Annotated in this window: 24 protein-coding genes; 15 read left to right on the plus strand and 9 right to left on the minus strand. The window is 69.4% G+C overall.

Annotation, left to right across the window (positions count from 1 at the left end; translation table 11 throughout):
- Nucleotides 1-4: 4 nt before the first annotated feature.
- The 11 genes from AB5L97_RS15770 to AB5L97_RS15820 all read left to right on the plus strand — a co-directional run bounded on the left by AB5L97_RS15770 (nt 5) and on the right by AB5L97_RS15820 (nt 11913).
- Nucleotides 5-1198: a glycerate kinase gene (locus AB5L97_RS15770; protein WP_369045366.1), complete on the plus strand. Its 1194-nt coding sequence runs from the start codon at nt 5-7 to the stop codon at nt 1196-1198.
- Nucleotides 1195-2535 carry an allantoinase AllB gene (allB, locus tag AB5L97_RS15775; protein ID WP_369045367.1) on the plus strand — a complete coding sequence of 447 codons (1341 nt, stop codon included), beginning with the start codon at nt 1195-1197 and terminating at the stop codon, nt 2533-2535. The genes AB5L97_RS15770 and allB overlap by 4 nt, the downstream gene beginning before the upstream one ends.
- A 34-nt stretch (nt 2536-2569) precedes the next feature.
- Nucleotides 2570-3043 (plus strand): thioredoxin-dependent thiol peroxidase, encoded by a 474-nt coding sequence (bcp, locus tag AB5L97_RS15780; protein WP_307955798.1) that lies wholly within the window; start codon nt 2570-2572, stop codon nt 3041-3043.
- A gap of 568 nt (nt 3044-3611) precedes the next feature.
- Nucleotides 3612-4139 (plus strand): 2-oxo-4-hydroxy-4-carboxy-5-ureidoimidazoline decarboxylase, encoded by a 528-nt coding sequence (gene uraD, locus AB5L97_RS15785; protein WP_369045368.1) that lies wholly within the window; start codon nt 3612-3614, stop codon nt 4137-4139.
- 4 nt (nt 4140-4143) lie between these two features.
- The gene (uraH, locus tag AB5L97_RS15790; RefSeq protein WP_369045369.1) at nt 4144-4485 is read left to right on the plus strand and encodes a hydroxyisourate hydrolase; all 342 of its coding nucleotides are present in this window, start codon (nt 4144-4146) and stop codon (nt 4483-4485) included.
- 6 nt (nt 4486-4491) lie between these two features.
- Nucleotides 4492-5421, plus strand: coding sequence for a factor-independent urate hydroxylase (gene pucL / locus AB5L97_RS15795; protein WP_369045370.1), 930 nt, complete (start codon nt 4492-4494; stop codon nt 5419-5421).
- Between the two features lie 224 nt (nt 5422-5645).
- Nucleotides 5646-7145, plus strand: a complete 1500-nt coding sequence (locus tag AB5L97_RS15800; protein ID WP_369045371.1) for a nucleobase:cation symporter-2 family protein — start codon at nt 5646-5648, stop codon at nt 7143-7145.
- Nucleotides 7146-7330: 185 nt separating this feature from the next.
- Nucleotides 7331-7753: a hypothetical protein gene (locus tag AB5L97_RS15805; RefSeq protein ID WP_369045372.1), complete on the plus strand. Its 423-nt coding sequence runs from the start codon at nt 7331-7333 to the stop codon at nt 7751-7753.
- A gap of 12 nt (nt 7754-7765) precedes the next feature.
- Nucleotides 7766-9400: an amidophosphoribosyltransferase gene (gene purF, locus AB5L97_RS15810; RefSeq protein WP_369045373.1), complete on the plus strand. Its 1635-nt coding sequence runs from the start codon at nt 7766-7768 to the stop codon at nt 9398-9400.
- A 56-nt stretch (nt 9401-9456) separates the two neighbouring features.
- The gene (gene purM / locus AB5L97_RS15815; RefSeq protein ID WP_307955994.1) at nt 9457-10611 is read left to right on the plus strand and encodes a phosphoribosylformylglycinamidine cyclo-ligase; all 1155 of its coding nucleotides are present in this window, start codon (nt 9457-9459) and stop codon (nt 10609-10611) included.
- Nucleotides 10612-10716: 105 nt separating this feature from the next.
- The gene (locus tag AB5L97_RS15820; RefSeq protein WP_369045374.1) at nt 10717-11913 is read left to right on the plus strand and encodes a cytochrome P450; all 1197 of its coding nucleotides are present in this window, start codon (nt 10717-10719) and stop codon (nt 11911-11913) included.
- Between the two features lie 67 nt (nt 11914-11980).
- Here the strand turns inward: AB5L97_RS15820 and AB5L97_RS15825 are convergent, their stop codons facing one another.
- Nucleotides 11981-12910 (minus strand): Sir2 family NAD-dependent protein deacetylase, encoded by a 930-nt coding sequence (locus tag AB5L97_RS15825; protein ID WP_369047462.1) that lies wholly within the window; start codon nt 12908-12910, stop codon nt 11981-11983.
- Nucleotides 12911-12914: 4 nt separating this feature from the next.
- Complete coding sequence (locus AB5L97_RS15830; protein WP_307955806.1) at nt 12915-13133, minus strand: DUF3073 domain-containing protein; 219 nt, start codon at nt 13131-13133, stop codon at nt 12915-12917.
- Between the two features lie 443 nt (nt 13134-13576).
- Here AB5L97_RS15830 and AB5L97_RS15835 point away from each other — a divergent pair, with 443 nt between their 5' ends.
- Entirely contained in the window at nt 13577-13996 is a 420-nt protein-coding gene (locus tag AB5L97_RS15835) for a septum formation family protein (protein WP_369045375.1), read from the plus strand.
- 229 nt (nt 13997-14225) lie between these two features.
- On the opposite strand, the gene clpB is transcribed toward AB5L97_RS15835, so the two are convergent.
- Nucleotides 14226-16889, minus strand: coding sequence for an ATP-dependent chaperone ClpB (gene clpB / locus AB5L97_RS15840; RefSeq protein ID WP_369045376.1), 2664 nt, complete (start codon nt 16887-16889; stop codon nt 14226-14228).
- 178 nt (nt 16890-17067) lie between these two features.
- On the opposite strand from clpB, the gene AB5L97_RS15845 reads away from it, so the two are divergent.
- The gene (locus AB5L97_RS15845) at nt 17068-17988 is read left to right on the plus strand and encodes a DUF4031 domain-containing protein (RefSeq protein ID WP_307955809.1); all 921 of its coding nucleotides are present in this window, start codon (nt 17068-17070) and stop codon (nt 17986-17988) included.
- A 44-nt stretch (nt 17989-18032) separates the two neighbouring features.
- Here AB5L97_RS15845 and AB5L97_RS15850 read toward each other — a convergent pair whose 3' ends face one another.
- The 6 genes from AB5L97_RS15850 to AB5L97_RS15875 all read right to left on the minus strand — a co-directional run bounded on the left by AB5L97_RS15850 (nt 18033) and on the right by AB5L97_RS15875 (nt 23495).
- Nucleotides 18033-18539: a 2'-5' RNA ligase family protein gene (locus tag AB5L97_RS15850; RefSeq protein WP_369045377.1), complete on the minus strand. Its 507-nt coding sequence runs from the start codon at nt 18537-18539 to the stop codon at nt 18033-18035.
- A gap of 18 nt (nt 18540-18557) precedes the next feature.
- Entirely contained in the window at nt 18558-19154 is a 597-nt protein-coding gene (locus AB5L97_RS15855) for a YceI family protein (protein WP_369045378.1), read from the minus strand.
- Between the two features lie 80 nt (nt 19155-19234).
- Nucleotides 19235-19636, minus strand: a complete 402-nt coding sequence (locus tag AB5L97_RS15860) for a YccF domain-containing protein (protein WP_307955812.1) — start codon at nt 19634-19636, stop codon at nt 19235-19237.
- 247 nt (nt 19637-19883) lie between these two features.
- Nucleotides 19884-20369, minus strand: a complete 486-nt coding sequence (locus tag AB5L97_RS15865; protein WP_307955813.1) for a pyridoxamine 5'-phosphate oxidase family protein — start codon at nt 20367-20369, stop codon at nt 19884-19886.
- 78 nt (nt 20370-20447) lie between these two features.
- Nucleotides 20448-22163 (minus strand): DEAD/DEAH box helicase, encoded by a 1716-nt coding sequence (locus AB5L97_RS15870; protein WP_307955814.1) that lies wholly within the window; start codon nt 22161-22163, stop codon nt 20448-20450.
- Between the two features lie 267 nt (nt 22164-22430).
- Complete coding sequence (locus AB5L97_RS15875) at nt 22431-23495, minus strand: Lrp/AsnC family transcriptional regulator (RefSeq protein ID WP_307955815.1); 1065 nt, start codon at nt 23493-23495, stop codon at nt 22431-22433.
- A gap of 89 nt (nt 23496-23584) precedes the next feature.
- Here AB5L97_RS15875 and AB5L97_RS15880 point away from each other — a divergent pair, with 89 nt between their 5' ends.
- Nucleotides 23585-24880, plus strand: a complete 1296-nt coding sequence (locus AB5L97_RS15880; protein WP_369045379.1) for a M20 metallopeptidase family protein — start codon at nt 23585-23587, stop codon at nt 24878-24880.
- Nucleotides 24881-24903: 23 nt separating this feature from the next.
- Nucleotides 24904-26205, plus strand: a complete 1302-nt coding sequence (locus AB5L97_RS15885) for an MFS transporter (protein WP_369045380.1) — start codon at nt 24904-24906, stop codon at nt 26203-26205.
- The last annotated feature ends 67 nt before the right edge of the window (nt 26206-26272 follow it).

Consider the following 26272-nt stretch of genomic DNA (forward strand, 5'->3'; position numbering starts at 1 on the left):
ACCGATGAAGATCGTCCTCGCCCCGGACAAGTTCAAGGGCTCCCTCACCGCGGCGGAGGTCGCCGAGGCGCTCGCTGCGGGCCTGGCCGAGGCACTCCCGGGGGCGGAACTCGTCCTGGTGCCCGTGGCCGACGGCGGCGAGGGCACCGTGAACGCGGCGCTCGGCGCGGGATTCGCCCCGCGCCAGGCGGCCGTGGCCGGCCCGACCGGCCAGACTCTCATCGCAGAGTTCGCTGTCTCTTCCGGACCCGAGCCCCTAGCAGGAGACGGCCCAGGGACCGCGGTCATCGAGATGGCCGCCGCCTCGGGTCTCGATGTGCTCCCCGGAGGCGTCCTCGACCCCCTCGGCGCCACGAGCCTCGGCACGGGCCAGCTCATCCGCGCGGCGCTCGATGCGGGCTGCAGCGAGATCGTCCTCGGCGTCGGCGGGAGCGCGTGCACCGACGGCGGCGCAGGAATGCTCGCGGGCCTCGGCGCCCGGTTCACGGACGACGCCGGCCGCGACCTTCCGCTCGGGGGCGCGGCTCTCGCCCGCATCGCCGCAGCGGACCTCTCCGGCCTCGACGCCCGGCTCGCCGGTGCGGGCGGATCCGCCAGGCTCACCCTCGCCGCCGACGTGGGCAATCCACTTCTGGGGCCGAGAGGAGCGGCTGCCGTGTTCGGCCCGCAGAAGGGGGCGTCGCCGTCGGACGTCCCGGAACTCGACGCCGCGCTCGCCCGCTTCGCCGGAGTCCTCGGCGCAGCGATAGGCCCGGCGGCGGCCGTGGCGAAGGACTTGCCGGGCGCCGGTGCGGCCGGCGGCGTGGGCTATGCGGCGCTCGCCCTGGGCGCCGCGCGGAGGAAGGGGATCGACGTCGTCGTCGAGTTCACCGGCCTGCGCGGGAAGCTCATCGGGGCGGACCTGGTCATCACGGGCGAGGGTAGCCTCGACGCGCAGTCCCTTTCCGGGAAGGCACCCGTGGGCGTGGCCGCCGAGGCCGCGGCCCTCGGGATCCCGGTCGTCGCGGTGTGCGGGCGCAGCCAGCTCGACCCCGCGTCCCGCGCCCGCGCGGGGTTCCGATCGGTGCACGCGCTGACCGACATCGAGAGTGATGTCGCCACGTGCATGACGGAGGCCGCGCGCCTCCTGCGGCGGATCGGGAGAGATCTCGCCGCCTCCATCGTTGAGAACACGGACAGTAAGGAGCCTGTGCGGTGACTACCGAATACGACCTCGTGATCCGAGGGCAGAAGGTCCTCACGACCGCGGGCATCGTTGCCCGGGAAGTGGGCATCATCGACGGGCGCATCGTTGCGCTCGAGCCCCTCGGCAATGCCCTGGTGGGCCGCGAGACCATCGAGCTCGCCGAGGACGAGACCCTCATCCCCGGCCTCGTCGACACCCACGTGCACGTGAACGAGCCCGGCCGCACCGAGTGGGAGGGCTTCGCCTCCGCGACCAAGGCCGCCGCGGCCGGCGGCGTCACGACCATCATCGACATGCCGCTCAACTCCATCCCGCCGACCACGAACGTCGAGGCGCTCAAGCTCAAGCGGGCCGCGGCCCAGACCCAGTCGTTCGTCGACGTCGGCTTCTGGGGTGGCGCGATCCCGGGCAACACGGGAGACCTGCGCGCGCTCCACGACGAGGGCGTCTTCGGATTCAAGTGCTTCCTCCTCCACTCGGGCGTGGACGAGTTCCCGCATCTGGACGAGGACGAGCTCGAGAAGGACCTCGGCGAGATCGCCGGGTTCGACGGGCTCATGATCGTCCACGCCGAGGATTCCCGCGCGATCGACCACGCACCCAACCCCGAAGGCGATGTCTACGAGAGCTTCCTGCACTCCCGGCCCCGCGGCGCCGAGAACGTCGCGATCGCCCAGGTCATCGAGCGGGCCCGCTGGACCGGTGCGCGGGCGCACATCCTGCACCTCTCGTCGTCGGACGCCCTCGCGATGATCGCCTCCGCGAAGCACGACGGCGTCAAGCTCACCGTCGAGACGTGCCCGCACTACCTCACGCTCCTGGCCGAGGAGATCCCCAACGGTGCGACCGCATTCAAGTGCTGCCCGCCGATCCGCGAGGCCGCCAACCGCGAGCTGCTCTGGAAGGGCCTCGAGGACGGCGTCATCGACTGCATCGTCTCGGACCACTCGCCGTCGACCATCGAGCTCAAGGACCTCGAGAACGGGGACTTCGGCGTCGCGTGGGGCGGCGTCGCGTCGCTCCAGCTCGGCCTCCCGCTCATCTGGACCGAGGCACGGCAGCGCGGGATCCCGCTCGAGCGCGTCGTGGAGTGGATGGGCCAGAGGCCCGCCGAGCTCGCGCGCCTGCAGCGCAAGGGCGTCCTCGCGCCGGGCTACGATGCTGACCTGGCGATCTTCGCCGCGGACGAGACGTTCATCGTCGACGCCGAGAAGCTGCACCACAAGAACCACATCACGCCGTACCAGGGCAAACCGCTCTCAGGCGTGGTGCGTCGCACCTTCGTGCGCGGAACCGAGGTGGGCTACACCGAGCCCACTGGCCAGCTGATCCGCCGCGGGACGGCGTGACAGCTCGCTTTCTGATGGATCCACAGGAGGAACTATGACAGCACTGACGAAGCTCGCCGCTGGCCAGCAGGCCCCCGATTTCACGCTCCCGGACGCCTCCGGGCACGAGGTCTCGCTCGCGGACTTCCGCGGCCGCCGCGTGGTCGTGTACTTCTACCCGAAGGCCGCGACGCCCGGCTGCACCACGGAAGCCTGCGACTTCCGCGACAGCCTCGACGCGCTCAACGCGGCAGGCGTCAGCGTCATCGGCATCTCGCCGGATCCTGTGGAGGACATCGCCTCGTTCGCCGAGGACTTCTCACTCACCTTCCCGCTCCTCTCGGACGACGGCGCGCAGGTGGCCCGCGAGTGGGGCGCCTGGGGCGAGAAGATCGTCAACGGCGAGGTGCGCGAGGGCATCCTGCGCTCGACCGCGGTCGTCTCCCCCGAGGGCGAGGTCGAGACGATCGACTACGGCGTCACGGCCGACGGCCACGTTGCCGCGCTGCGCACGAGGCTCGGCCTCTGAGCCGTGCCGGCTGAGCTCAGCCGCCGCGGTGGTTGAGCGACGTCGAAACCAGGGCCCCGGGCCAGTTCACGGACGATGAACTGGACCGGGGCTCTCCTGCGTTCCCCTCCGGATCCGCCGAAGTCACCCCTCCCAACGCCGAGATCACCCCGTGCATTGCCGAGATCACCCCATCCCACTCCGAGATCACCGCGTGTGAACGCGAGATCACCGCGTGTGAGGCCGTGGACGGGGCGACGGCACCATGCCGGGCGTCCGGCGACATGCCCGTGGCTGGCCACCCCCGATGACCCAGGCAACCCACGCGGTGATCTCACGCGCGGACGGGGTGACCTCAGTGCCACACGGGGTGACCTCGGCAAGGGGTGAGAGTTCGGCGAGGGGTGAGACGATTGTGTATCCCAAATCACGCGGATGTGTTGACAGTCACAGCACGATGAGCAAGAATAATTGCACGTGCTGAAATAACAGTTCCACGATACGAAACCCAGACGATGATCTGGACACCGATGTTCCGTATAGCCGTCACCGTGGATGCCAGCACTGAGCCGTTGAGGACCAGACAAGCATGCTGCTTGATCAGTTCAATGCCGCCCCCGCCGAGAAGGCAAGAGAGCTCCTGAAGCCTTGCCTCGACGTCGACCGCTGGGTCACAGAAATCGTCGATGCCCGCCCCTATGCGCGTCTCGACGATCTCCTGACCACCGCACGGGGCGCGGCCCATCCATTCACCGACCAAGAGCTCGAGGCCGCACTCGCCCACCACCCCCGCATCGGGGACCGGGCAGAAGGCGCGAGCACCGAGGCGGGGATGTCCCGCAGCGAGCAGGCCGGCGTCGACCCTGCGGACCACGCGACCTCCGCGGCGCTCGCCGAGGGGAACCTGGCCTACGAGGAGAAGTTCGGCCGGGTCTTCCTGATCCGCGCAGCCGGCCGCACCTCCGAGGACATCCTCAAGGCCCTCCGCGAGCGCCTGGGCCATACACCCGGGCAGGAGGACCCCGTCGTTGCCGAGCAGCTCCGCGAGATCGCCGTGCTGCGTCTGCAGCAGAGCGTCCAACACAGCCCGCGGGCCCTCACCGAGCAAGGAGCCTGAGCGAATGAGCGCCTCACATGTGACCACCCACATTCTGGATACCGCGGCTGGGAAGCCGGCCGCAGGTGTCGCCGTCGAACTCTACGCCCGCGACGGCGAGGCATGGTCCCAGATTGGCACGGGCACCACCGATGCTGACGGGCGGGTGAAAGACCTTGGCCCCGAGCGGCTGGCGAGCGGCGAATACCGCCTCCAGTTCGCCACCGGAGCCTACTTCGCCGGCATCGGGCAGGACACCTTCTTCCCGGAGGTATCGCTGACCTTCACGGTCAACGGCGCAGACGCGCACTACCACGTGCCGCTCCTGCTGAGTCCTTTCGCCTATTCCACCTACCGAGGGAGCTGACCCGCCATGACTCCGAACAACGAGAACACCAGCAGGATCGTCCTGGGCAAGAACCAGTACGGCAAGGCCGAGGTCCGAGTCGTCAAGATCACCCGCGACACGGACCGCCACGAGATCGAGGACCTCAACGTCACCTCGCAGCTGCGCGGTGACTTCGACGCCGCGCACTTCGACGGCGACAACGCCCACGTGGTCCCGACGGACACCCAGAAGAACACCGTGTACGGCCTGGCCAGGGACGGCGTGGGCTCCCCTGAGGAGTTCCTCCTCCGCCTCGCGAACCATTTCACATCGGAGTTCGGCTGGGTCACCGGCGGGCGCTGGGAAGCCGAGCAGTACGCGTGGGAGCGCATCGTCTCCCACGGGGAGGAGCACGGCCACTCGTTCGTCCGCAGGGGCCAGGAGGTCCGCAACGCAGTGGTCGTGAAGGACGGAGGCGCGGTCCAGGTCATCTCGGGCCTGAACGGCCTCACCGTCCTCAAGTCGACGCAGTCGGGCTTTGTGGGCTACCCGCAAGACCGCTTCACCACCCTGCAGGAGACCACGGACCGCATCCTCGCCACGGATGTGTCGGCCCGCTGGCGCTACAGCACGGAAGCGATCGCGAACGGCGCGGTGGACTTCAACAAGTCCTACGACGACGTCAGGGCGCTCCTGCTCGAGGGCTTCGCCGAGGAGTACTCCTACGCGCTCCAGCAGACGCTCTTCCAGATGGCCCAGAAGGTCCTGGACGCCCACCCCGAGATTGATGAGCTGCGCTTCTCGACCCCGAACAAGCACCACTTCCTCGTGGACCTCACGCCGTTCGGCCTCGACAACCCGAACGAGGTCTTCTACGCGGCAGACCGCCCGTACGGCCTCATCGAGGCGAACTTCCGGCGCGAGACCGTCACGGACGACAACAACGCGTGGGACGGGATCGCCGGCTTCTGCTGAGCCTCCCTGGGCTCTCATGCCAGCATTCCCGCCCCTACGGAAGGCGCGCACGACGGCGGTGATCTCCGGCCGCCGTCGTCCTCCTTCCCTTCGCCTCACCTGAGGCGAGCCAGACCGCCGCGGGCGGCCCGCACTCCCTGGGCCGGCCGCCCGCGGCACCCATCCCCCATCAACCCCGTTCCCCGTTGCGCACTCGGAATATCCAGCTGACAAGGAGGTCCGCTATGTCCCGAAACCATGCGCCCGCACCCGGCTCCCAGAGCGCCGAGGCGGTCCGCCCCGAGGATCAGAAGCTGCCCATCGGCACCGCGTTTGCCTACGGCTTCCAGCACGTCCTGACGATGTACGGCGGCATCATCGCGCCGCCGCTCATCATCGGATCGGCGGCCGGCCTCAAGGGGCCGGACATCGCGCTCCTCATCACGTCCTGCCTGTTCGTGGGCGGCCTCGCGACGCTCCTGCAGACGCTCGGCGTCAAGTGGTTCGGCTCGCAGCTGCCGCTCGTCCAGGGCACCTCGTTCGCCTCGGTCGCGACGATGCTCGCAATCGTGAGCGGCGGAGGAGGGATCCAGGCGGTCTTCGGCGCCGTGATCGCGGCCTCGCTCATCGGCCTCATCGTCGCCCCGTTCTTCGCGAAGGTCATCCACTTCTTCCCGCCGGTCGTGACGGGGGTCGTCATCACGACGATCGGCCTCTCGCTCACGCCCGTCGCCGCGAACTGGGCCCTGGGCGGGAACGCCAAGGCGCCGAACTACGGCGACCCGGCCAACATCGGGCTCGCGGGGCTCACGCTCCTGGTGATCATGCTCCTGAGCAAGCTCGGCAGCGCCGTCATCTCGCGCCTGTCGATCCTCCTGGCGATCGTCATCGGCACGATCGTCGCGGCGTTCATCGGCATGGCCGACTTCTCCAAGGTCGGCACCGGGGCGATCTTCGAGCTGCCCCGACCGTTCGCGTTCGGTCTGCCCACGTTCGAGCCTGCCGCGATCATCTCGATGGTGATCGTGATCCTCGTGATCCTGACGGAGACCACCGCGGACATCCTCGCCGTCGGCGAGATCGCCGGCTCGAAGATCGACTCGAAGCGCATTGCGAACGGCCTCCGCGCGGACATGCTCTCCTCGGCCGTCGCGCCCGTCTTCAACACGTTCACCCAGAGCGCGTTCGCCCAGAACGTCGGCCTGGTCGCCGTGACCGGCATCAAGTCCCGGTTCGCGGTCGCGGCCGGCGGCGGCGTCCTGGTGCTGCTCGGGCTCCTGCCCGTCCTCGGGCGGGTCGTAGCGGCCGTGCCGACGCCCGTGCTCGGCGGCGCGGGGATCGTCCTCTTCGGCACGGTCGCCGCCTCGGGCATCCGGACCCTGTCGAAGGTCGACTACAAGGACAGCATGAACCTGATCATCGTCGCGACGTCCATCGCGTTCGGCATGGTCCCGGTCATCAATCCCGCCTTCTACGGGCACTTCCCCGCGTGGTTCCAGGTGATCTTCGACTCGGGCATCAGCTCGGCGGCAATCATGGCGATCCTGCTGAATATCGTCTTCAACGTGGTCAAGCGCGGCACCCCGCACAACCCGTCGGTGTTCGGTGCCGCCCCCGTGCGCATCGTCCCCGAGGAGGTCCTCGAGTGCCTTGAGGACGGCGACCGCTGCGAGAACGGCAAGATCTTGGACAAGGACGGCAACGAGGTCCCGGTGAGGGCCGCGAAGGGAGCCCACGGCCACTGAGCCGAGCGCCAGGGACCCCGCAAGCGCTCGCCAGAGACCCCACAACCCCCTCGTTGTGGGGTCTCTGGCGGGGCTTTGCGGGATCTCTGGCGGGGCTTTGCGGGGTCTCTGGCGTGGCGTTGTGGGGTCTCTGGTCACCTCACACGGGGTCAGCACCCCATGGACCCGCCCGGTAGGCTTGTCCTATGCCCACCCAGCGCCAGATCACCGTTCGCCGCGCACCCAAGTACGTCCCATTCCTCGTCGCGGGCGGCGTCCTGGGCGTCCTCGTCGCGGCGATCACCTCCTTCTCGGTCCCGGCCCCGAAGGACTACACGCAGGGCTCGGTCTTCGGGTACTTCATGATCCTCTTCGCCGCGGGAGGACTGCTCCTCGGCGGTGTGGTCGCCCTCGTCCTCGACCGCATCTCACTGCGCCGTTCGCAGCGCGCAACGGTCGAGGAAGTCGACGAGCCGGCGGAAATCGACGAGCCGGCCGAGGTCCCGGCTGCTGCCGACCCGCACGACGGCTACCACGCGCCGTCGTCCGAAACCGGCACCGAGGCGGGCGCGCAAGCCACCGGAACCACGTCGGAAGGCAACGGCGCGGACCCTGCCCCCGCTCCGTGAGACAATCAACCAGTGGTACGTGGTGACGGACTCCTCTCCCTTGATCTAGACCCCCTCGACAAAGGCCCCCAGGACGCCTGTGGCGTCTTCGGCGTGTGGGCGCCCGGCGAAGAAGTCGCCAAGCTGACCTACTACGGGCTGTACGCGCTGCAGCACCGCGGCCAGGAGTCGGCGGGCATTGCGACGAGCGACGGCGCGCGCATCAACGTGTACAAGGACATGGGCCTTGTCTCCCAGGTCTTCGACGAGTCGACCCTGAACACGCTCACGGGCCACCTGGCCGTCGGCCACTGCCGCTACTCGACGACCGGTGCGAGCCACTGGGCCAACGCCCAGCCGACGCTCGGCGCAACGGCCAACGGCACCGTGGCCCTCGCCCACAACGGCAACCTGACCAACACCGCCGAGCTCCGCGACATGATCGAGGAGCTCACGGGCGGCGAGCTCACGGGCGAGATGAAGCAGGGCAACACCTCGGACACCGCGCTCGTCACGGCGCTCCTGCAGGGCCAGAAGGGCCAGACGCTCGAGGACACGGCGATGGAGCTGCTCCCCAAGATCCGGGGCGGCTTCTGCTTCGTGTTCATGGACGAGTCCACGATCTACGCCGCGCGCGACACCTACGGCATCCGCCCACTGTGCCTCGGCCGGCTCGAGCGCGGCTGGGTCGTCGCGTCCGAGCAGTCCGCCCTCGCGACGGTCGGCGCGAGCTTCATCCGCGAGATCGAGCCGGGCGAGTTCATCGCCATCGATGAGAACGGCGTGCGCTCGCAGCGCTTCGGGAAGCCGACACCGGCCGGCTGCGTCTTCGAGTACGTCTACCTCGCGCGCCCCGACGCCGCGATCAACGGCCGCTCGGTGTACGAGTCGCGCGTCGAGATGGGCCGACAGCTCGCCCGGGAGAACCAGCACGACGCCGACATCGTCATCCCCGTGCCCGAGTCCGGGACGCCCGCCGCGGTCGGCTACGCCGAGGAGTCCGGCATCCCCTTCGCGCACGGCTTCGTCAAGAACGCCTACGTGGGGCGCACCTTCATCCAGCCCTCGCAGACCCTGCGTCAGCTCGGCATCAGGCTCAAGCTCAACGCCCTCGAATCCGTGATCCGGGGCAAGCGGGTGGTGGTCGTGGACGACTCGATCGTGCGCGGGAACACCCAGCGGGCCATCGTGCGCATGCTGCGCGAGGCCGGGGCCAAGGAGGTCCACATCAAGATCTCCTCGCCACCGGTGAAGTGGCCGTGCTTCTACGGCATCGACTTCGCCTCGCGCGCCGAGCTCATCGCGAACGGCGCGACGATCGACGAGATCGCCCAGGCGATCGGCGCCGACTCCCTCGGGTACATCTCCGAGGACGGCATGATCAACGCGACTCTGCAGCCGCGCGAGCGCCTGTGCACGGCGTGCTTCACGGGGACGTACCCGATCGAGCTGCCGAGCGCGGACAAGCTCGGCAAGAACCTCCTCGAACTCCGCGACGGCACGCAGGCTTCCGGCGAGGACGGCACGGACGACGGCGCCGCCCACCTCGACCCGGTGGGCGACACCGAGACGGGTGGTCACGCCGGCTCGACGGGCTGCGACCCGGGCCCAGACGCCGAATTCGAGCCCCTGCTGACCGAGGCCGACAGGAAAGAGACGATCGCATGACCGCCCGCACCCCGCAGCCGACCCCTTCGAACTCCGCTTCGTCCGGCGCGGCCGGCATGACCTACCCTGCGATCACCTACGCTGACGCTGGCGTCGATGTCGAGGCCGGCGATCGCGCCGTCGAGCTCATGAAGGACGCCGTCAAGGCAACCCACAGCGCCTCGGTCCTGGGCGGCGTCGGCGGCTTCGCCGGGCTGTTCGACGTCTCGCGGCTCCTCACGTACAAGCGCCCCCTGCTCGCGACCTCGACAGATGGCGTGGGCACCAAGGTCGCGATCGCGCAGGCCATGGACGTTCACGACACGATCGGTTTCGACCTCGTTGGCATGGTCGTGGACGACATCGTCGTGGTCGGCGCCGAGCCGCTCTACATGACGGACTACATCGCGTGCGGCAAGGTCGTCCCCGAGCGGATCGCAGACATCGTGCGAGGCATCGCGGCGGCCTGCTCGGTCGCGGGAACCGCGCTCGTGGGCGGCGAGACCGCCGAGCATCCGGGCCTACTGGGTGAGAGTGAGTACGACGTCGCCGGCGCCGCCACCGGCGTTGTCGAGGCCGACGCACTGCTCGGCCCCGAACGGGTCCGTGCGGGCGATGTCGTGATCGGCATGGCGTCCTCGGGCATCCACTCGAACGGCTACTCGCTCGTGCGCCGCGTCATCAACCACGCGGGCTGGGCGCTGGACCGCCAGGTCTCCGAGCTCGGACGCACACTCGGCGAGGAGCTCCTCGAGCCCACACGGGTGTACGCGGCCGACTGCCTCGACCTCGTGCGCGCCCTGAACGGCGCCGGCGGATCAGGCTCTGGCGGTGAGCTGGCACCTGTACTGCCACTTCGCGGCTTCTCCCACGTGACGGGCGGCGGCCTCGCCGCCAACCTCGCGCGCGTCCTCCCCAAGGGCCTCCTCGCGACCGTGGACCGCTCCACGTGGGAACTCCCGGCGATCTTCAAGGTGGTCGCGGAGCTCGGCAACGTGCCGCAGGCCGACCTCGAGCGGACCCTCAACCTCGGTGTGGGCATGGTTGCGATCGTCGCGCCCGACGCCGCCGATGCCACCCTCGCGCGTCTCGCCGAGCGCGGACTCCCGTCCTGGGTCATGGGCCAGGTGTCGGAGGACGCGGAGACGGGGACCGCCGGGGACCCGGACTACGTCCAGGGCGCCAAGGGAGTCGACGGCGGCGCCGTCAGGCTCGTGAACGCCTACGCCTGACCCACCCCCCGTCGGGGAACCCATCCTCGGCGTCGATGAGCCCGGAGGCCTAAGCCCGGCGACCCGGTCCTTCCCCCTGCCCGATGCATCTGGCACGGTTGTGCCATGGAGGAGACAACCGTGGACGCAGACGTTGAAGCAGCCCCCACCGCCGACTGGAACCCACGGGCCGCAGACGTCCAGGCAGACCAGATCGCGGCGTACGACGGCATGCGCGCCAGATGCCCCGTGGCCCTGGGCGAGCAAGGGAACTGGGCCGTCTTCGGGCACGCCGACAACCGGAGGATCCTCAACGATCCCAGGACGTTCTCCAACGTCGTCTCAACCCATCTGACCGTCCCGAACGGGATGGACCCGCCCGAGCACGGGCCGTTCCGCGCGATCGTGGACAAGTACTACACGCCGTGGCGCATGCACGCGTTCGAGCCGGCCTGCCGCGCCATCGCGAGCCGGCTCGTCGCCGCGCTCCCCCGGCAGGCCGACGTCGAGGTCATGGCGGACCTCGCCGAGCCCTTTGCCAACGAGGTCCAGTGTGCGTTCATGGGCTGGCCTGAGACCCTCCACGGGCCTCTGCGCGAGTGGACCCGGAAGAACCACGCCGCCACACTGAGCATGGACCGGGCAGCAATGTCCGCGATCGCGCTCGAGTTCGACGGGTACATCCGCGAGCAGCTCGACCTGCGGCGCGACCGTGCGCGCCTTCCCAGCGGCGGCACGCCCGACGCCACCTCCGAGCTCCTGGCCGAGGAGGTCGGCGGCCGGCTGCTGACCGACGAGGAGATCGTCTCGATCGTGCGCAACTGGACGGTCGGCGAGCTCGGAACGATCGCCGCGAGCGTCGGGTCCATCGCGAAGTTCCTCGCCGACCATCCGGACATCCAGGCCGACTTGCGCTCGCGGAGGCACGACGGCGGCCTGCTGGCCCGGGCGAGCGACGAGATCCTGCGCCTCGACGCACCGCTCATCGCGAATCGCCGTCGCACGAAGGCCAGCGTCGAGATCGGCGGCCGGACCATCCCAGCGGGCGAACGCGTGGTGGTGCTCTGGGCCTCGGCCAACCGGGACGAACGGGTATTCCCAGACCCCGACGAGTTCAGGCTCGACCGCAATCCGGCCGACAACCTGCTCTATGGGGAGGGCATCCATGCGTGTCCGGGCGCACCGCTTGCCCGGCTCGAGCTGAGTGTGCTCATGCAGGAACTGCTCGGCGCCACAACGTCGATCGAGCTGGCGTCCAACGCGCCGGTGCGGGCCACGTATCCATCCGGCGGATGGAACAGCGTGTCGGTACGCATCGCCTGACCAGCCCGAGGGTGCGCCCCCTTCGAGCGAACCTGACGGCCCGTGCGTCGCGGCCCATGCCTCGCGGTCAGAGTGCCGCGGAGAGCTCCCCGAGCGCCTCGCCGACGTCAGCACGCCACCGCCAGTCGGCGCGGGAGTCACCGCGCGTGGGGCCCTGGTTCACGATGCCCACGGGCTTGCCCTCGTGCACTGCGTCGAGGACAAACCGGAAGCCGCTCATGACCGCAAGGGATGACCCCAGCACGAGGAGGCTGCGCGCAGAGGCGAGCATCGCCGTCGCCCGCTGCTTGCGTTCGAGCGGGACGCTCTCGCCGAAGTACACGACGTCGGGCTTGAGCGCGTCTGAGCCGCAGACGAGGCACGGGACCATGACGAACCGGCCGACCCAATGCTCGTCGAGCTCGACGTCTCCGTCGGGGTTGACTGCCGCGGGATCGTGCGAGACGGCCTCGGAGTAGCCTGGGTTGGCCTCGGAGAGGCGCGCGTCGAGGCTCCTCCGTGCTTCGAGGTTGCCGCAGTTGAGGCACACGACCCTGTCGAGGTCGCCATGCAACGTCACGAGGTTGTTGGTCCCCGCCGCAGCGTGCAGGCCGTCCACGTTCTGGGTCACGACGCCGGCAATGTACCCTCGCCGCTCGAGGTCGGCGATGATCCGGTGCGCCCGGTTCGGCTCGGCACGGTTGAGGTGCCGCCAGCCGATGAAGCTGCGCGCCCAGTAACGGTGCCGCGCCGCCGGATCGTGGCGGAACTCCTGATAGGTCATGGGCCGGTGCTTGCGCCACGACCCCTGCGGGCCGCGGTAGTCCGGGATGCCCGATGCCGTGGAGACCCCCGCGCCGGTCACGACGAGCACGGCCCGTTCACCGAGCATTCCGAGGATGCCTTTGCGGGCGACGCCGGGGGGCTGGGGTTCGGCGGTCTCCGTCACCTCACGCGCAATAGACCGCAAGGCAGCTGCATGCGCTCCTGCGATGGCGGGGTGCTGTAACGAGTTCAGGGCCTCAACCGATCCGGCGAGAGTCCTCGTCCTCGTCCTCGCCTCCAAATTGATCCGCGTACTCCGAGTCGTCCTGCTCGGGTTCCTCAGCATATCGATGAGAAGTATGGCCGGTCTGTGAGCCCAGTTCCCGCTCGAGAGCCGCGTAGTCAGTGCTCGGGCTGTAGTACTTGATGTCCCGAGCCTGCTTGGTTGCCTTAGCCTTTTGACGGCCGCGCCCCATGGCGTGACCCCCTTTTTGCGTCGTTCCGGAGGTTGTCGCGAAGGCACGTTCGCGAGGCCCCAGAGTGTCTGATCAATTTGTCGTAGGTCTAGACTACATGTAATTCCAGCCGACCGCGCATCCGCGCAGCGATGGCTACTGGATGGCCACTGGCCGTGTGAGCTACAAGGAAGCGAGCCCAGTGCATGAGCACGTCCTACCCCCCTGGGGCACCACGACGGGGTAATTTTCCGCCCCCTCCCCCGCGACCCACGAGGTCACCGCTCGGCGCCGGCCCGACCCCGCCGGACCCCGCCGCGCCCGCGCGCCCAGCCGCTGCGAAGCGCCGCCCCTCTCTCGGCAAGGGAGCCCGGAGCGTCCGGAAGCCAAAGGCGGCTCCGGCCAGCCCGGTCGGGACGAGGCGTGAGCAGCGTAGGCGCCGCAAGCGCCGCGGTCCCCTCTTCGTGATCACGGCGCTCGTGGCGGTGGGGCTAGTCATCTGGGGCATCTCGGCCTTCGCCAGCGCGGGGAGGCCCAAGACGGCAGTCGAGTCCACGGCGTACGCGAAGGGCGACTGTTTCGCCGACTTCGACGCCGCCGCGAACTCGGGCGACAAGGTGACCTGCACCGACCCGCATTCCGCACAGCTCGTCGGCGTCGAGAACGCCGGCGACGCCGAGGCCTACCCCGGGCGCGATGCCCTAGAACAGCGCGCCAGCCAGCTGTGCAAAGCCCCGAACATCGTGCTGCCCGGGGACACCAGCAACCTCAAGCAGCGGTCGGCCTATCCGAGCCAAGACGGCTGGAAGGGCGGCGACCGCCGCATGGACTGCTACATCCTGAGCACGAACGGGAACACACTCACCGCATCATTCCTCCACTGACCCCCCGCCGAGGTCACCCCATGTGAGCGCGAGGTCACCCCGTGCGAGCGCGAGATCACCCCGTGCGAGCGCGAGATCACCCCGTGCGAGCCCGAGATCACCCCGTCTCAGCGCGAGATCACCCCGCGTAACGTCGACATCGCGCCCGAGAATCCGACCTCGGCGCCACCCGGGGTGACCTCGGCGCCACCCGGGGTGACCTCGGCGCCACCCGGGGTGACCTCGGCGGCTACTGGACCGCGGGTACCTTGCGCCTGACGCTCAGGCCGCTCGTCGCACCGGTGAGGTCCTTGAGATCCACCTCGACGTCGGCAACGTCGACGAGGACCGTGTCGCCGTCGACAATCTCCCCGGCGAGGATCTCCTTGGCGAGCCTGTCACCGATCTCGCGCTGCACAAGGCGCCGCAGCGGCCTCGCACCGTAGGCCGGGTCGTAGCCGGTCATCGCGAGCCACGCGCGGGCGCCGTCGGTGACCTCGAGCGTGAGCCGGCGCTCCGTGAGGCGGGCCTGGAGCGAGGCAACCTGCAGCTCGACAATCCTGGACAGTTCGTCGACGGAGAGCGCGTCGAACATGATCACGTCGTCGAGCCGGTTGAGGAACTCCGGCTTGAACGAGGCATTGACCACGCTCATGACGGCATCCCGCTTCGAGCCCTCGCTCAGTGAGGGGTCCACGAGGAACTGGCTCCCGAGGTTCGAGGTCAGCACGAGGATCACGTTGCGGAAGTCCACGGTGCGGCCCTGGCCGTCCGTGAGCCGCCCGTCGTCGAGGACCTGCAGCAGGATGTCGAAGACCTCGGGGTGGGCCTTCTCGACCTCGTCGAGGAGGATCACCGAATACGGCCGACGCCGCACTGCCTCGGTGAGCTGCCCGCCCTCCTCGTAGCCGACGTACCCGGGAGGGGCTCCGACGAGGCGCGCCACGCTGTGCTTCTCCGAGTACTCGCTCATATCGATGCGCACCATGGCGCGCTCGTCGTCGAACAGGAAGTCCGCGAGCGCCTTGGCGAGCTCGGTCTTGCCAACACCCGTCGGGCCGAGGAACAGGAACGAGCCCGTGGGGCGGTTCGGGTCGCTGATCCCCGCGCGGGCGCGCCGCACGGCGTCCGAGACCGCACTGACCGCCTTCGCCTGGCCGATGAGCCGCTTGCCGAGCTCCGCCTCCATGTGCAGCAGCTTCTGACTCTCGCCCTGGAGCATGCGCCCTGCGGGGATGCCGGTCCACGCTGAGATGACCTCGGCGATGTCGTCCGCCGTGACATCCTCGGCGACCATCTTCTTGCCTGCGCCCCGCTCGCGCCCCCCGGTGCCCTCGGCGGCTTCCGCCTCGGTCGCGGCTGTTGCCTCTGAGAGTTCGTGCTCGAACGTCGGGATCTCGCCGTAGAGGATGCGGGAGGCCTCGCCGAGGTCGCCCTCGCGCTGGGCCTTGTCAGCGAGGGAACGGAGCTCGTCGAGCTTCGACTTGAGCTCGCCGACGCGGTTGAGGCCGGTCTTCTCGGCTTCCCAGCGCGCGTTGAGGGCGGCGAGCTCCTCCTTCTTGTCCGCCATGTCCTCCCGGAGCGCGGCCAGCCGCTCGATGCTCGCGGCGTCCGCCTCGCCGTCGAGCGCCATCTCCTCCATCGTGAGACGGTCGACGGCGCGGCGCAGCTGGTCGATCTCCTCCGGTGCCGAATCGATCTCCATCCGCAGGCGGGAGGCGGCCTCATCGACAAGATCGATGGCCTTGTCCGGGAGCTGGCGTCCGGAGATGTACCGGTTGGACAGCGTTGCTGCCGCGACGAGCGCGGAGTCGGCGATGGCCACCTTGTGGTGCGCCTCGTAGCGCTCCTTGAGCCCGCGGAGGATCGCGATCGTGTCGTCCACGCTCGGCTCGCCCACGAACACCTGCTGGAAGCGGCGCTCGAGCGCCGCGTCCTTCTCGATGTTCTGGCGGTATTCGTCGAGGGTCGTCGCGCCGATGAGGCGCAGCTCGCCGCGGGCCAGCATGGGCTTGAGCATGTTGCCGGCGTCCATCGAGGAATCGCCGGTAGCGCCCGCGCCGACCACCGTGTGGATCTCGTCGATGAACGTGACGATCTGGCCCTCGGAGGCCTTGATCTCCTCGAGGACAGCCTTGAGCCGCTCCTCGAACTCGCCACGGTACTTGGCTCCGGCCACCATGGACCCGAGGTCAAGTGAGATGAGGGTCTTCCCGCGCAGGCTCTCCGGGACGTCGCCCGCCACCATGCGCTGGGCGAGGCCTTCGACGACGGCGGTCTTGCCGACGCCCGGCTCGCCGATCAGCACGGGGTTGTTCTTGGTGCGGCGCGAAAGGACCTGGATGACCCGGCGGATCTCCGAGTCGCGCCCGATCACCGGGTCGAGCTTGCCGGAGCGTGCGATGGCTGTGAGGTCCGTCCCGTACTTCTCGAGCGCCTGGAACGTGCCCTCGGGGTCCGGGGAGTCCACCTTGCGGTCGCCGCGGACGCCGGGCAGGGCGGCCTTGAGTGACTCGAGGGCGGCGCCGTTGTCACGCAGCGCCTTGCCGACCGCACCGCCGTCGGCCGCCAGCCCGAGGAGGAGGTGTTCGGTCGAGACGAAGGAGTCGCCCATCTGCTCGGCCTGCTGCTGCGCGGCGCTGATGACCTGCAGCCCCTGACGGCTGAGCTGGGCCTGCGCCACCGTGGTTCCTGAGCTCGAGGGGAGCGCCTTGATGGCAGTGCTCGCGGCGACACTCACGGCGTCCGGGTCCGCTCCCGTGGCCCGCAGGAGGGCGACGGCGACGCCCTCGCGCTGGTCCATGAGCGCCTTGAGGAGGTGCGCCGGTTCGATCTGAGGGTTGCCCGCCGTCGACGCGTTCATCGCGGCGGCCGACAGCGCCTCCTGGCTCTTGGTAGTGAATTTGACGTCCAAAACGAGCTCCCTTCCACGCAGCTTCCAGACCCATCCAACCGCGCTGACCTCACTCAGGTCAACGCATCTAAGTTGAGTGTAGATGACTCAGGTCTGGAGAACAAAAGCCGACGGGCAGGGAATTGCCCCTGCGGGACGAAGTCACACGGACCGGGCATCCGGTGGCATGCTGGTGCGCATGGCGATCCTCATCGATTCCCCTATCTGGCCCGCCCACGGGACGGTGTTCGCCCATCTCATCTCGGACACCTCGCTCGCGGAGCTGCATGCCTTCGCGGCCGCAGCAGAGATTCCCGAACGCGCCTTCGACGAGGACCACTACGACGTCCCCGAGCGCCGCCACCACGAACTCGTAGCGCTCGGAGCCCACGAGGTCTCTGGCAGGCATCTGGCCCGCACGCTCATCGCGTCGGGCCTGCGCATCCCCGCACGCGAGCGCGCGAAGGCCCTCGAACTGCCCCTGCTCCAGCGGTGGGACGCCGCACTCCCCGGGCGCGGGGACCTCGGCCGCGAGCTTCTGGACCGCTGGGCCGAGCCGCACCGCCGCTACCACACGCGCGCCCATCTCTTCGCGGTCCTGACGTCCCTGGAGGTGATCGCCGACGGGGGCGCGTCCCCGCGAGAGGTACCGCGCGCCGTCGTCCTCGCGGCGTGGTTCCACGACGCCGTGTACCGGGCTGGCCTCGGCGGTGCTGCGCCCGCTTCCGACGAGGAGGAATCTGCGCTGCTGGCCGAGGACCGTCTCTCCGCTGCGGGCCTGTCCGACGCCGAGATCGGCGAAGTGGGCCGGCTCGTCCGGCTCACCGCTGGGCACTCCCCCGAGACGCACGACGCCGCGGGGCAGCTCCTGTGCGACGCCGACCTCGCGGTACTGGGCCGCGACCAGAACGGGTACCGCCGGTATGCGGGACAGGTCCGGGCCGAGTTCGCCCATGTCCCGGACAACGCCTTCCGCGCGGGCCGCGCCGCGGTCCTCAATCAGCTGCTCGGGCTGGATCCGCTGTTCCACACAACCGCCGGGCGCTCGCTGTGGGACGCCCGCGCGCGTGAGAACCTGCGGACGGAGCTCGCCGCAGGCTCCTGGCTCGCCCAGTACTGAGGGCTCTCCCTAAGCACGCGGGGTCACATTCCAACGACCCGGGGTCAGCCGGCGTCCGATGTGCCCTCGCCCCACTCCCCGATCGGCATGCGCCACTCGGCGTCCCCGTCCGGGGCCATGTCCACGAGCGACACGCCGCCAAGGAGGACCGTCTGCCCCGGGTGGACGCGTCGCTCGCCCTGAACGGACACGTGCGGCCGGAAGCCCCGGCCGGTGTGATGGGGGCTGTGAATGCGCCCCCCGCCCGCGGCCACCGCCTTGAGGATCCGCTCGTGCAGGGCCTGCAGGCCGGCGTCGTGCTCCACGAGCGAGACCTGCACCCGGCCTCGATAGCCGAAGGCGGCGTCGTGCCCGATCCGGACGCGGAGAGGCTCACAGCACGAAAAAGCCCCGGACGCCGCCGTCAGGGCGGCCTCCGGGGCCATATCGAAGCGCAGGAGCGTCACGTGCAGCGGCCAGTGCCGCTTTCCGAACCGCTGCCCGACACCCGTGGCCTCGACGAACGCCACCGCCACGAACGGGTGGAGGCCTTCCTCTGGTTCATCCGCCACGGGAGGTGGAACGGATGATCAGTCGTGATCGGGCTTCTCGTTGCTGTCGTCGTCGCCGTCGCTGTCAGTAGACTTGATCGCTGAGATCTCGAACTCGAGCAGGATGCGGTCGGAGACCAGCACGCCGCCCGAATCGAGGCCAGCGTTCCAGTTGACACCGAAGTCCTTGCGGTCGATGCGGCGTGATCCCTCGAAGCCGGCGCGCATGTTGCCGAACGGGTCGGTCTCTATGCCGATGAACTCGATCGGAACCGCGATCTCCTTCGTCACGCCGCGGATCGTCAGGTCGCCGTTGACGATGAAGCTATTCTCCTCGACCTGGTCAATTCGCTTCGAGACGAACGTGATCTCCGGATGGTGCGGCGCATCGAAGAAGTCATTGGTCCGAAGGTGCTCGTCACGCTGTGCATTGCGGGTGTCGATGCTCTTCACCTGGATGACGACGTTGACGGACGAGTTGGTCGGCTCGTCGACGTCCACGTTGATGACGCCTTCGACGTCGTTGAACGCGCCGCGTACCTTGGTGACCATCGCATGGCGCGTCGAGAAGCCGAGTCGCGTGTGTGCGGGGTCGAACTTCCACTCGCCGGCAAGTGAACTATCGAGTTCGGGCATTCGTGCCTCCTTATCAGACCAAACCTATAGTGCGCTCAGGCACGTGTCCAAGAGCGCTGCAACCGGTTCGACGCGCCGGGTCAGCGCCCGAAGCCTGCGAGAAGGCGGTCGGTGGGCACGATTTCCTTGCCGAGCGGCATGAGCGAGACCGGAATGAGCTTGAGGTTTGCGATCGCGAGGGGGATGCCGATGATCGTCGTGGCCATGGCGATGGCCGTCGCGACGTGGCCGATGGCAATCCAGATTCCTGCCACGAGGAGCCAGATGATGTTCCCGATCATCGAGGCCGTTCCGACGCGTCCGCCCTTGTCCACGATCGTGCGGCCGAACGGCCACAGGGCGTAGGAGGCGATGCGGAACGACGCTATGCCCCACGGGATGGTGACGATGAGGGCGCAGCAGATCAGTCCCGCGAGGAAGTAGCCGAGGGCCAGGACGAAGCCGCCGAAGATGAACCAGATGAGATTCAGAAGAGTCTTCATGCATACCAGTCTGCCCTGCCGGACGGGATCCACAGAGTTCTCCGACGCGGTCTACTGCTCCGCCGGGTGGGGCCACGATTCGTGTGGACCTCCCACCCGGTTCAGAGTCGCGTGCACGGCCGGACTCACGGCGGTGGGCTAACCATGCGGTGTGCGGGTCGGGTTCGGCGTCTCGCTGGCGTTGGTAGGGCGCATGACGCCGGTGAGTCGGGTGACGCCGCACCGCCCGATGGAGCTCGGCTGGGTGCTACTCGCCCGAGGCCCGAGGGCCGCCCATGAACTGGGAGGCCCAGTGACCCGGGTCCGCAACCAAGAACTGACGACCGGTGATCTCGGACGGCACGATCCGCACGAAGAACGCCTTCTCCCCCGACTGCCACGGGAACAGCGGCAGCGCGACAGCGTCGACGATCTCTTCGGTGTTGAGCACGGGCTCGAGGACACCATGGATGACGACCGACCAGGCCTCGCGGACGTCGGCCTCGTAGCCGTCGACCTCGAAGGCGACCTTGAGCCGGCCCATCGACGCCGCGAGCTTTGTGCCCGGGGCTGTGCGGAAGAGCACAGTCCCGCGGTCCACGAGGTAATTGATCGGGAAGAGCTCGAGGCGCTCGCCGCTGCTGAAGGCCAGCCGGCCCACAACCATGGTTCGGGCCCGTTCCCAGGCATCCTCGGGCGAGAGGGTGCGGACGCCCTCAGACTGGGTGGGATTCGGGGTCTCGTGCTTGGCCATGCAGCCAGTGTATGGCGTGCTGAGGCGAAGCCTCAGGGCCGTACGACCCGACGTCAGCTCACGGACGAGTGGGGTGGGTCAGCGGGCGTTGGAGGCCGGCGCGCCTGCCCGGCGCGGACCACGGCCGCGCCCCTGGCTGCCGCGCTGGCCCTGGCCACCCTGGCTGCCCTGGCCACGCTGGCCCCCGGAACCCGAACCGCCGGAGTAGCTGCCGCCGGAGGTTCCGCCGGTCGTCGAGCTCCACACGGCTGCGCTCCCTCCGCGGGTCTGCTCGCCGCCCGTCCGCTCGCCGCGCTGCTGCCCTCGCTGCTGCTGACCGCGAACAGGCGCCGAGCCCTCAGCACGGGTCCGCGAGCCCCGGCCCTGCCGAGAATCCTGGCCGCCCTGCGAGGAGCGTGCGGTCTGGCCCTTCGCGGCCGGAGCGTCGTTGCGGTGTCCCTCGCCGCCGGCGCCGCCACGTCCGCGGCGAGCTACGTCGTCGCGCGTGCCCTGGCCTGCACCGGGGCCGCGGCGTGAGCGCTTGCGCTGCGCGTTGGCGCCGGTGGACGTGCCGCCGCCCTGCTGCGGCATCTTCGCGGCCACGGCCGCGGCGCGCACCTCCGGATCAACGTACTCGGCACGCTCGCCGACGAGCGCTGCGACCTCGGACGAGGACGACGTCACAGGCGTGATCTCGACCTTGACGCCGGCGTCGCGCAGCAGCTTGCGGACATCGTGCTTCTGCTCGGGCAGGACGATCGTCACAACGGTGCCGTCCGAGCCCGCACGGGCCGTGCGGCCTGAGCGGTGCAGGTACGCCTTGTGCTCGGCCGGCGGGTCGACGTGGACCACGAGCTCGACGTCGTCCACGTGCACGCCGCGGGCGGCGACGTCGGTGGCGACGAGCACGCGCACCGCACCGGATGCGAAGTCCGCGAGATTGCGGTCGCGGGCGTTCTGGGACAGGTTGCCGTGGAGGTCGACGGCGGGGATGCCGGACTTCGTGAGCTGCTGGGCCAGGCGCTTGGCGTGGTGCTTGGTGCGCATGAACAGCACGCGACGGCCCTGGCCGGACGCGAGCGCCTCGATGAGGTTCTTCTTGCTCGTGGCGTCCTGGGTGAGCAGGACGTGGTGCTCCATGGTGCTCACCGCGGCCTGCGGTGCGTCGACCGAGTGGGTGAGCGGCTCGTGCAGGTAGCGCGTGACGATCTTGTCCACGCCATTGTCCAGGGTCGCCGAGAAGAGCAGGCGCTGGCCGTTCTTCGGGGTCTGGTCGAGGAGGCGCTTGACCACGGGCAGGAAGCCGAGGTCCGCCATGTGGTCGGCCTCGTCGAGGACGGTGACCTCGATGTCGTTCAGGTTCACGATGCCCTGGCGGCCGAGATCCTCGAGCCGGCCGGGGCACGCGATGATGATGTCGACGCCGCCGCCGAGCGCACGCTCCTGGCGGGCCTGGGAGACGCCGCCGTAGATCACCGTGGTGTTCAGCCCCATGGAGGCAGCGAGCGGGGCGACCGTCGCATCGATCTGAGTGGCGAGCTCACGGGTCGGGGCGAGCACGAGCCCGAGCGGGCGGCCCGGACGACGGCGCCCCGAGCCTGCGCGGCCCGATTCGGCGAGGCGTGCCACGAGCGGGAGCGCGAAGGCGATGGTCTTGCCCGAGCCGGTGCGGCCGCGGCCGAGGACGTCTCGGCCCGACAGGGTGTCGGGAAGGGTCTTGGTCTGGATGGGGAACGGCGACTCGATGCCCTGGTCCGCAAGGATGCGGGACAGGGGCGTGGGCACGCCAAGGGAAACGAAGGTCTGATCAGCCATGGCTGTAGGAACTCCAGCGTCGGATCGGCCCCACAGGCCAAAGCGGCCCACAGGGTTCGCCGAGGAAAGGGAGCCTGGCCTCACCGCTGCCCGCCCTCGAGGGTCGGGGCTGCGGGGCCTGGAAACGCGTTCATCGACGCAGGCCGCGCGGCGCTCGGTTCCGGGAATCCCGGCCGGGCACGGCGACCTAAATATCTATACTAGCAGGGACTGCGAGGCCTTCCCGCATGCCAGCGCAGACACCACCAGCCAGACTGCGCGCACGCCTCAGTCCAGACCGGCCGGGATGGCCGCCGGAGCAAGGTCCACGCGCCCCCGCGCCCTGCTGTCCGGGCCGACGAGGACGCCCATGCGCTTCGTCACCCTCAGCACGACGATGCTTTCGAGGAACTCAATCCCCGGTACCTTTTCCGCCATGGCCATCTCGGCCGCCGCGACCTCCGCCACCGAGCGCAGCCACATCGTGACGATGAAGTTGGCCCGACCCGTGATGGACGCGGACAGGCGGACCGAGCGGATCGAGCGGATCGCCGCGGCCGCAGCGGTGTGCTGCCCTGACGGCACCTTCGCGTACCACGTGCAGGTCGCCGGGAAGCCGACGGCAAGCTGGGCCACATCGCAGCGGAACGCGACGAGCCCGGACCCGAGCACCTTCGCGAGCTGCCTCTGGACCGTGGACGGATTCCGGCCGAGCTCCTTGGCCATCTGCGCCGAGCTGGCCCGCCCGTCCCGCGCCAAGAGGGGCAGGAGGTCGTGGCACGCCGGCGTGAGCGGGCCGGAGGACCTCGGCCGCTCGGCGAGCTGGGCGAACGCTGCGGACTTCTTCGCGTCGAGGGCGGGGATCCGCCACGAGTGGCCGGCCTGGTGAAGCGTGCTGCCGAGCGCCGCATGGATCCTCTCGACGCCGGGGATGGCCAGGATGGCGGGTGCGACGACATTCGCGTAGTCGTAGAGGGATCGTGTGAAGACGGTCAGCATGGCGTCGTGGTGGCCGGCGGGGAGCTCGACGGTCTGGACCTCGGGGATCGCGTTGAGTGCGTCCGCCACGGACATGACTGTGCCCGGGGAGCAGTCGACGTCGACGAACGCGAGCGTCATCTCGGTGGGATCGCCCACCCCGTAGGACGTGATCCACGCGAGGCCCTGCGACTCGAGGCGCTCCCACCGCGCGGCAAGCGTGGCGGGACGCACCCCAAGGATCGCGCCCGCGTCCTGCCACGTGACGCGGGGGGCGATCTGCAGGGCGTTGATGAGTTCGAGGTCCTCCTCGGAGAGGACATCCAGCAGCGGTCCGTCCGCACGATTCTGACGACTTGGTCTCAGGGTCTGCATGATACTGACGAACTTAGTCGGTCACTTCGCATCTGGCCACACACTGGGGGCGGACATCGCCACGTGGCGCAGGTCACAGGAAAGGAATCATGGAGTTCATCGACACCGCCCGGAGCCTTCAGGGCCAGCTCACCGAGTGGAGGCACGCCCTCCACCAGGAGCCGGAGATCGGGCTCGCGCTCCCCCGGACCCAGGAGAAGGTCCTCGCGGCCCTCGATGGGCTCGGGCTCGAGGTCTCGACCGGCACCGACACCACGTCGGTCACTGCGGTGCTGCGCGGCACCGGTGGTGCCACGGCAAACGGTGCGCCGCACGACGGCGGAGAGTCGCCGTCGTCGTCCGCCTCGCCTGCCGTGACCGGAACGGGCCGCCCCACCGTGCTGCTGAGGGCCGATATGGACGCCCTGCCCGTGCAGGAGCGCACCGGGGCCCCGTTCACGTCGCGGATCGACGGCGCGATGCACGCGTGCGGCCACGACCTGCACACCTCGATGCTGCTCGGCGCAGCCACCCTGCTCTCCGACAACCGGCACCGGCTCGCCGGGGACGTCGTCTTCATGTTCCAGCCGGGCGAGGAGGGCTACGACGGAGCGTCCGTGATGATCCGCGAGGGCGTCCTCGACGCCGCCGGGCGCCGGGCCGACGCGGCCTTCGGCATGCACGTCTTCTCGTCGATGGCGCCCCACGGGCAGTTCGTGACGCGGCCCGGGGTCATGATGAGCGCCTCCGACGGGCTGTTCGTCAAGGTCCTCGGCGCGGGCGGCCACGGCTCAGCCCCGCACATGGCCAAGGACCCGGTGACGGTGGCCGCCGAGATGGTCGTCGCGCTGCAGACCATGGTCACGCGCCAGTTCGACATGTTCGATCCGTGCGTCGTGACGGTAGGCCGGCTCGCCGCAGGGTCCAAGCGCAACATCATCCCCGAGACGGCCGAGTTCGACGCGACCATCCGCACGTTCTCGGGCGCGAACCGCGAGCGCATGCAGACGGCGATCCCGCGGCTGCTGAAGGGGATCGCCAACGCGCACGGCCTCGATGCCGAGGTCCGGTACGAGGCCGAGTACCCGCTCACCGTGACCGACGAGCGAGAGACGGAGTTCGCCGAGGCCGCGATCGCGGAGCTCTTCGGCGCCGACCCGAGCGCGCCGAGCCGCCACGCGCGTCTGGCCCAGCCGCTGAGCGGCTCGGAGGACTTCTCCCGCGTGCTCGCCGAGGTGCCCGGGAGCTTCATCGGCCTCAGCGCCGTGCCCGCTGGCGTCGACCCTGCCACCTCAGCGTTCAACCACTCCCCCTTCGCCACGTTCGACGACGCGGTGCTCGCGGACGGCGCGGCCCTCTACGCGCACCTCGCCCTGACCAAGGCCGCATCCCTCGCGGGCGCCTGATCCTCACCCTTCGAAAGGCCACCATGTCCACCAACACCGCCGTTGCCGGACGACTCCGGAAGGCACCGTCCACGCGACAGACGATCATGAGCACCGGCGTGGGGAACGCCGTCGAGTGGTTCGACTGGAACGTCTACGCGACGTTCGCGCCGTTCTTCTCGAAGCAGCTCTTCAACGGAGCAGACCCCACGTCCGCGATCCTCTCCACTCTCGCCGTCTTCGCGGTGGGCTTCCTCGCACGGCCCTTCGGCGGGCTCGTCTTCGGCTGGATTGGCGACCGGATCGGGCGCCGCACGTCGATGACCTTCGCCGTGGCCCTCGCGGCCTTCGGCAGCCTGCTCATCGCGATCGCCCCGACCTTCACCTCGGTCGGCGCGTTCGCCTCGCTCACGCTGCTCATCGCCAGGCTCATCCAGGGCCTCGCGCACGGCGGCGAGCTGCCCTCCTCCCAGACGTACCTCTCCGAGGTCGCGCCGAAGGAGAAGCGCGGGCTCTGGTCCTCGCTCATCTACGTCTCCGGGACCGCCGGGGTCCTCTTCGGCACCTTCCTCGGCGTGCTCCTCACGAGCGTGCTGACCAAGGCGCAGATGGACGCCTTCGGCTGGCGCATCCCCTTCTTCCTCGGGGCGGCGCTGGGCCTGTACGGCCTCGTCATGCGCTTCCGGATGCCCGAGACCGAGGCGTTCGAGGGGCTCGCCGCCGGCACCACCAAGCCGAAGCACCGGATGTGGCGCTCGATCGTGGAGCACCGGAAGCAGGCCTTCCAAGTGATCGGTATGACGGTCGGCCTCACGATCATCTACTACGTGTGGGGCGTCGTGGCCCCTGCTTTCGCCATCTCGAGCCTCCACATCAATGCCTCGGAGGCGCTGTGGGCGGGTGTCGGCGCGAACGTCGTGTTCCTCATCGCACTGCCGCTGTGGGGAAGGCTGAGCGACCGGATCGGCCGCAAGAAGGTCATGATCATCGGCGGGGTCGGGGTGGCGGTGCTGCACTTCCCGATGACGTGGCTCCTCCACGACTCGGCCTGGCAGCTGTTCGTCTCGATGTCCGTCATGCTCGTGTTCATCGCGTGCTCGGCGGCGATCGTGCCGGCCGCGTATGCCGAGATGTTCCCCGCGCACATCCGCACCGTGGGTGTGGGCGTGCCCTACTCGATCTGCGTGGCGCTCTTCGGCGGCACGGCGCCGTACCTCCAGCAGCTCTTCGCCGATGTCCTGCACGCGTCCTGGGCGTTCAACGTCTATGCGGTGGTCATGGTCTGCGTCTCGATCCTGACGGTGCTGGCCCTGCCCGAGACGAAGGGCAAGGATCTCAGGCACTGAGTTTCCAGCCCGACGGCGCCCCCTCGCGCGCGTGACCTACGCGCGGGAGGGGGCGCCGTCGTGCGTC

The organism is Sinomonas sp. P10A9 (assembly GCF_041022165.1).
Taxonomy (GTDB): domain Bacteria; phylum Actinomycetota; class Actinomycetes; order Actinomycetales; family Micrococcaceae; genus Sinomonas; species Sinomonas puerhi.